The 7,245-nt window shown below is 73.6% G+C and carries 3 protein-coding genes; all 3 read right to left on the reverse strand.

Features of this window, described 5'->3' with window-relative positions; translation table 11 throughout:
- Positions 1–5,015 (reverse strand): type I polyketide synthase (locus ABZY33_RS35705; RefSeq protein WP_356495882.1); only part of this gene is annotated, 5,015 nt, incomplete at its 3' end.
- A 299-nt stretch (positions 5,016–5,314) separates the two neighbouring features.
- Positions 5,315–6,100 carry a futalosine hydrolase gene (locus ABZY33_RS35710; RefSeq protein WP_356495883.1) on the reverse strand — a complete coding sequence of 262 codons (786 nt, stop codon included), beginning with the start codon at positions 6,098–6,100 and terminating at the stop codon, positions 5,315–5,317.
- The gene (locus ABZY33_RS35715; RefSeq protein WP_356495884.1) at positions 6,097–7,164 is read right to left on the reverse strand and encodes a glucose-1-phosphate thymidylyltransferase; all 1,068 of its coding nucleotides are present in this window, start codon (positions 7,162–7,164) and stop codon (positions 6,097–6,099) included. Before ABZY33_RS35715 ends, ABZY33_RS35710 begins: the two co-directional genes overlap by 4 nt.
- Between the last annotated feature and the right edge of the window lie 81 nt (positions 7,165–7,245).

Here is a 7,245-nt window from a genome sequence, read left to right on the forward strand (position 1 = left end):
ACCAGAGACGATGAGCACGCCGTGTCGACCGTCACCGCCGGGCCCTCAAGGCCCAGGACGTACGAGACCCGGCCGGACGCCACACTCGCCGCGTTCCCCGTGCCGACGTACCCGCCGAAGTCACCCTCCGACAGACTCAACAACGCCGGATAATCCTGGCCGTTCGTCCCGGCGAACACACCCGTACGACTGCCGCGCAGCGCACGCGGATCGATCCCCGCCCGCTCCACCGCCTCCCACGACGCCTCCAGCAGCAATCGCTGCTGCGGATCCATCGCCAACGCCTCACGCGGCGACACCCCGAAGAACTCCGCGTCGAAACCACCGACGCCCGACAGGAAACCGCCGCGTGCGGTGTGGCTGGCGTAGGGGTTGTCCGGGTCGGAGGCGAAGAGGAGGCCGAGGTCCCAGCCGCGGTCGGTGGGGAAGTCGCCGATGCCGTCCCGGCCGTCGGCGAGCAGGCTCCACAGGTCCTCGGGCGACTCCACGCCGCCCGGGAAACGGCACGCCATGCCGACGATCGCCACCGGCTCGTCCACCGCGACCGCCGCTGCGGGGGCGATCGAGGTCACGTCCCCGAACAGCTCGCCGTGCAGGAAATCGGCGAGGGCCTGGGGCGTCGGGTGGTCGAAGACCACCGTGGACGGAAGCGTGACGCCCGACACCGCCGCCAGGACATTGCGCAGCTCCACCGCGATCAGCGAGTCCACACCCAGGTCACGGAACGCCCGCTCCGCGCCGACCCGTTCGGGGCCGGGGTAGCCGAGTGCGGCGGCGGCCCGGGTGCGGACCTCGGTGAGGAGTTCACGTCGGCGGGAGTCGGGGTCGAGGCCCTGGAGGCGGGCCCGCAGGCCGGTGGCCGCGGTTTCCACGGTCGCCCCGGGCCCGCTCGGGGCGCGGAACACCTCGGTGAGCATGGGGCTGTGGCGGACCGCTGTGAAAGCGGGGCCGAAGCGGTTCCAGTCGATCGACGCCACGAGGGCGGCGGCCGGGGTGTCCCCGGCGCAGGCCGCGAAGGCCTCCAGTGCCTGATCGGGGTCGAGCAGTCCGACGCCGCCGCGTAGTTGGCGGCTCTCGGCGTCGGCGTCGGCGGCCATGCCGCCGCCCGCCCACGGCCCCCAGGCGATCGAGGTGGCGGGCAGGCCCGCGCTCCTGCGCTGCTCGGCCAGGGCGTCCAACAAGGCGTTGGCGGCAGCGTAGTTGGCCTGTCCGGCGGAGCCGACGGTGCCGGCGAAGGAGGAGAACAGGACGAACGCGGAGAGGTCGCGGTCCCGGGTCAGCTCGTCGAGGTGACGGGCGCCGGTCGCCTTCGCGGCGAAGACCCGGCCGAAGGCGTCCGGGGTGAGACCGTCGAGGACTCCGTCCTCCAGCACACCAGCGGTGTGGACGACCGCGTCGACAGGGTGTTCCGCGAGCAGTGCGGCCAGCGCCGGACGATCCGTCAGATCGACTGCCGCGAGCGTGACTTCGGCGCCCAGGTCGCGCAGTTCCGCGCGCAGTTCCTCGGCTCCCGGAGCCTGCTCCCCGCTGCGGCTGACCAGGACCAGGTGTGCGGCACCGTGGCGCGCAGCCCATCGCGCGACCCGGACGCCGAGTGCGCCGGTGCCGCCGGTCACCAGGACCGTCCCGGCGGGCTGCCAGGCCGTCGACGGCCCGGGGGGCGCGGCGACGACACGGCGGCCGAACAGTCCTCCGGGACGGATCGCGGCCTGGTCCTCGCGCGCGCCGCCGGCGAGCAGGGTGACGAGGCGGGCGGCCGAGCGATGGTCAAGGGTCGGCGGAAGGTCCACGAGACCGCCCCAGCGGTCGGGGTGCTCCAGGGCGGCGACGCGGCAGAGGCCCCAGACGGCGGCCTGGTCCAAAAGCGGGGCCGCGTCGCTCGCGGTGGCGGTGACGGCTCCCCGGGTGACGGCCCAGACCGGGGCCTGGACGCCCGCGGTGCCGAGTGCCTGGGTCAGCACAGCGGTGGCGAGGACGCCGTGGGGCACGTCCTCATTCTCGCCGCCTTCGAGGGCGAGCGTGGACACGACGCCGGTCACGGGCTCGTCCCCGGCCGCGGCGGTGATGCGGCGGGCGAGTTCGGCCCGGGTGTCGGCGTGGTGGTGGGTGACTTCGAGCAGTTCGGCGCCGGCCTCGGTGAGCGCCGCGACCAGTGACCCGTCCCAGCCGTCGCCTTCGTCCCCGTCGAGGGCCGCGGGCCGGACGAACAGCCAGCGACCGGAGAGGCGCGAGCCCTCGGGCAGACCTGTGACGGTGCGCCAGACGACACGGTGGTGCGGCTGCGACGCGCCGACGGCCGAACCGTCGTCGGCGTAGGAACGCTCCAGCCAGTAGCGGTCACGGCGGAAGGCATACGTGGGCAGCTCGACCGGGCGGGCCCCCGGCAGGAGCGCGGCCCACTGCACGGCGGCACCGCGCAGGTGCAGCCGTGCGAGCGCGGTCAGGAGGGCGGGCGTCTCGGGGTCGTCCTTGCGGAGCGCCGGGGCGTACAGGGCGTCACTGTCCGGCGCACAGCTCTGGGCCAGGGCGGTGAGGGTGCCGTCCGGGCCGATCTCCAGGAAACGCGTCACGCCCTCGGACGCGAGCGTGTCGACGCCGTCCGCGAAACGCACCGCTTCCCGCACGTGCCGCACCCAGTACTCGGCCGACGCCAACTCGCTCTCGGTGGCGAGACGTCCGGTCACATTCGACACGACGGGGAGCGACGGGACCGCGTACGTGATCCGCTCGGCCACCGCCCGAAAAGCGTCGAGCATCGGCTCCATGAGCGGCGAGTGGAAGGCGTGCGAGACGCGTAGCCGGGACGTACGACGGCCCTGCTGCTTCAGCTCGAAGGCGACCTCTTCGACAGCCGCCTCGACACCGGCGATCACCACGCTCTGCGGGCCGTTGACGGCCGCGATCGACACCCCGTCGACCAGCAGCGGAAGCACCTCCGCCTCCGCCGCCTCCACAGCCACCATCACGCCACCGGCGGGCAACTCCTGCATCAGCCGGCCGCGCGCCACCACCAGCGCACACGCATTCTCCAGCGACATCACCCCCGCCACATGCGCGGCAGCGATCTCACCGATGGAGTGCCCCATGACGAAGTCCGGACGAACCCCGAACGACTCCACCAAGCGATAAAGCGCGACCTCCACCGCGAACAGCGCCGGCTGCGTCCACTCCGTACGGTTCACACGCTCGGCGTCATCACCGAAGACGACGTCCCGCAGCTCCTCCCCCACCTGCGCGCACACCGCATCGAAAGCCGCCGCGAACACCGGGAACGCGTCGTACAGTTCCCGACCCATACCGAGCCGCTGCGCACCCTGGCCCGCGAACAGGAACGCTGTCCTGCCTTCCCGCGTCGTGTCGACGAGGGTGCGGCGGTCGGGCTCGCCCTGGGCCAACGCGGTGAGTGCGGTGAGGAGTTCGGTGCGGTCGTGGCCGTGGACGACGGCCCGGTGTTCGAAGGCCGTGCGGGTGGTGGCGAGGGAGGCGGCCAGGTCGTAGAGGTCCGTCGCCGGGTGTGCGGTCAGGTGGGCGGCGAGGCGGCCGGCCTGGGCGCGCAGCGAGTCGTCGTCCCGGGCGGAGAGCAGCCACGGGAGGACGGGGAGGGCGGCGCGCGGCGCCGTTTCGGGGGCGGTCTCGTCCTTGGTGGGCTCGGGGGCCTGTTCGATGACGGCGTGGGCGTTGGTGCCCGAGAGGCCGAAGGCGGAGACGCCGACGCGGCGCGGGTGGCCGGTCTCGGGCCAGGCGGTGGGCCGGCTCACGAGCTCGACGTGCCCGGCGCTCCAGTCGACGTGGGTGGAGGGGGTCTCGGCGTGGAGGGTGGGCGGCAGGACGCCGTGGCGCAGGGCGAGGACGGACTTGATGACGCCGACGACGCCGGCGGCGGCCTGGGTGTGGCCGATGTTCGACTTGACGGAGCCGAGCAGCAGCGGGCGGTCGGCGGGGCGGCCCTGGCCGTAGGTGGCCAGGAGCGCCTGGGCCTCGATGGGGTCGCCGAGGGAGGTGCCGGTGCCGTGTGCCTCGACGGCGTCGATCTCGGCGCCGGGCAGGCCGGCGTTGGCGAGTGCGGCGAGGATGACGCGCTGCTGGGAGAGGCCGTTGGGGGCGGTGAGGCCGTTGGAGGCGCCGTCCTGGTTGACGGCGCTGCCGCGCAGGACGGCGAGGACCTGGTGGCCGTTGCGGCGGGCGTCGGAGAGCCGCTCGACGATGACCGTGCCGGCGCCCTCGGCCCAGCCGGTGCCGTCGGCGTCGTCGGAGAAGGCCTTGCAGCGGCCGTCGCCGGCGAGGCCGCCCTGCTGGCCGAACTCGATGAACGCGCCGGGGCTCGACATGACGGTGACACCGCCGACGACCGCGAGGGAGCACTCCCCGGAGCGCAGTGACTGGGCGGCCAGGTGGAGGGCGACGAGGGAGGAGGAGCAGGCGGTGTCGACGGTGACGGCGGGTCCCTCCAGGCCCAGCGTGTAGGCGACGCGGCCGGACAGGACGGACATGGAGTTGCCGGTGAGCAGGTGGCCGCGGACGTCGTCGGAGACCTCGCGCAGGCCCGAGGTGTAGCCCTGGTCGCTGCATCCGACGAAGACCCCTGCCCGGCTGCCGCGCAGGGTAACGGGGTCGATGCCGCCGCGTTCGAAGGCTTCCCAGACCACTTCGAGCAGCAGGCGCTGCTGGGGGTCCATGGCGAGGGCTTCGCGCGGGGAGATGTCGAAGAAGGCGGGGTCGAAGCGGTCGGCGTCCGTCACGAAGCCGCCGCGCCGCCGGTCGCCGTCGGCGCCGGTCGTGCCGGGGGCGGGCCAGCCGCGGCCGGCAGGCCAGTCCGTCACCGCGTCGGTCCCGGAGTGGAGCAGGTCCCAGAAGTCGTCGGGGGTGCGTACGTCGCCGGGCAGGCGGCAGCTCATGGCGACGATGGCGACGGGTTCCTGCTCGCGGGTCTCCAGCTGCCGCAGTCTGCGGCGGGTGGTGTGGAGATCGACGGTGACCCGCTTGAGGTAGTCCCGAAGCTGCGCTTCATTCGTCATGGACTGCCCCCATGCTGTTCGGTTTCGGTGACGGAGCGGCGGTCCGCGCCGGGCCTCCGCGTCGAACCCGGGCGCCTGGTGTGGGCGCGGGTCCGGCGCTCGGCTCCGGGTGCGGTGGGGACAGCATGACCCGGGGGCGGAGCCTTTTTCGGCGGCCGGAGGGGTTTCCTGGGGAAACCCTTGGAGTTCGGCGGCGGCCGTCGTTCGCGCAGGCCGGAGCGGTGCCCCGGGGGCCGGCGGCACGACGCCGCGGGCCCCGGACGTCCGCGGGGTACGCGTGGGTTCGGGGCCCGGGCGGGTCAGGTGTAGGGCGGTGGGGCGCCGCGGGCGAGGACGGAGTTGAGTACGGCGAAGGCGTCGCGGAGGGCGGCGAGTGCGTCGGGGACGCGCCAGGCGGCCCGGTCCCGCGGGCCGACGGTGTTGGAGACCGTACGGACCTCGAGGAGCGGGGTCCCGTGGAGTGCGGCGGCTTCGGCGGCGCCGAAGCCCTCCATCGCTTCGGCGGCGGCCGCGTGGCGCCGCTGGAGCGTCCGGGCGCGTTCCGCGGTGCCGGTGACGGTGGAGACCGTCAGGACGGGGGCGTGGACGGCGCCGAGGACGCGGGCGACGGCGGCGGACAGGTCGGGTGGGCAAGCGTGCTCGGTGGTGCCGAAGCCGAGGCTGTCGACGGACAGGAAGCCGTCGGACGTCTGGCAGCCGAGGTCGGCCGCGACGATGCGGTCCGCGACGACGACGGAGCCCACGGCGGCGACCGGGGCGAACCCGCCGGCGATGCCCGCGCAGATCACCAGGTCGTAGGGGGCTTCCCGGACGGTGGCCGCGGTGAGCGCGGCGCCGGTGGCGGCGGCCGTGGCGGCGGGGCCCACTCCTGCGGTCAGCAGGTCCGCGGTGAGGGGGCGGCCGCGGACGGCGGAGGCAATGCCGAGGGCGTCCCCGCAGGAGACTTCTTCGTTGCCGGTGACGCGCAGCAGGGTGCGGCCGGGCAGGCCGGGTGCGGTGACCGGGGTGGCGGTGCCGAGGCCGCGCGCGATGGCGTCGCGCTCGGCCTCGACGGCCGTGACGATGAGGAGGCGGACGGGGTTCATGAGGAGATCTGGACCTGCCCGTGGTCGCCGATGACGAGGCGGTGGGCGGCGGGGAGCCGGGGCGTCAGGGTGACCTTGACGTTGCGGCCGACGAGGGAGGCGGTCACGCGTCTGATGTGGTCGAAGGACGACTCCCGCAGCACGATGGAGTACTCGATCTCGCTGTGGGCGATGTGGCACTGCTCCGCGACCGAGGTGGACGGGCCGATGTAGGAGTCGGTGACCACGCTGCCCGCGCCGACGATGGCCGGGCCGACGATGCGGGAGCGGCGCACCTCGGCGCCCGCCTCGATGCGGACGCGTCCGATGATCTCGCTCTCCTCGTCGACGAATCCGTCGATGCGGGGCTGGAGCCGTTCCAGGAGGGTGCGGTTGACCTCCAGCATGTCGGTGACGTTGCCGGTGTCCTTCCAGTAGCCGGTGATGACGGTGGAGGCCACGTCCATCTCCTGGTCGATCATCCACTGGAGGGCGTGGGTGATCTCCAGTTCGCCGCGGGCGGAGGGCGCGATGGCGGCGACGGCCTCGTGGACGGCGGTGGTGAACAGGTAGACGCCGGCGACGGCGAGGTCGCTGCGGGGCCGGCTCGGCTTCTCCTCCAGGTCGAGGACGGTGCCGTGGTCGTCGATGACGGCGACGCCGAAGGCCGTGGGGTCGCCGACCCGGGTGAGCAGGACGTGGGCGTCGCGGGGGTCCTTGCGGAACGCGTCGACGACGTCGCTGATGCCGTCGAGGACGAAGTTGTCGCCGAGGTACATGACGAAGTCGTCGTCGCCGAGGAAGGTCCGGGCGATGAGGACGGCGTGCGCGAGCCCGAGGGGTTCGCTCTGCGGGATGTAGGTGACGTCGAGTCCGAACGCGGAGCCGTCGCCGACGGCGGCCCGGATCTCCGGGGCGGTGCTGCCGACGACGATGCCGACGTCGGTGATACCTGCCTCGGCGATGGCTTCGAGGCCGTAGAAGAGGATCGGTTTGTTGGCGACCGGGACCAGTTGTTTGCTGGAGGTGTGGGTGATCGGTCGCAGCCGCGTACCGGATCCCCCCGCGAGCACGAGAGCCTTCATGTTCCATCCAGATCACGGGTGACGGGTGGGAGGGTGCCGCCGTCGAGGGCCTGGGCGGCTCCTTCGTTGCGGGCGGCGGCC

This window comes from Streptomyces sp. NPDC006552 (assembly GCF_040611655.1).
Lineage (GTDB): Bacteria > Actinomycetota > Actinomycetes > Streptomycetales > Streptomycetaceae > Streptomyces.

Excerpts from the sequence above, each read along its gene's own strand:
- ABZY33_RS35710 (WP_356495883.1), bottom strand. The coding sequence starts at position 6,100 with ATGAACCCCGTCCGCCTCCTCATCGTCACGGCCGTCGAGGCCGAGCGC.
- ABZY33_RS35715 (WP_356495884.1), bottom strand. The coding sequence starts at position 7,164 with ATGAAGGCTCTCGTGCTCGCGGGGGGATCCGGTACGCGGCTGCGACCG.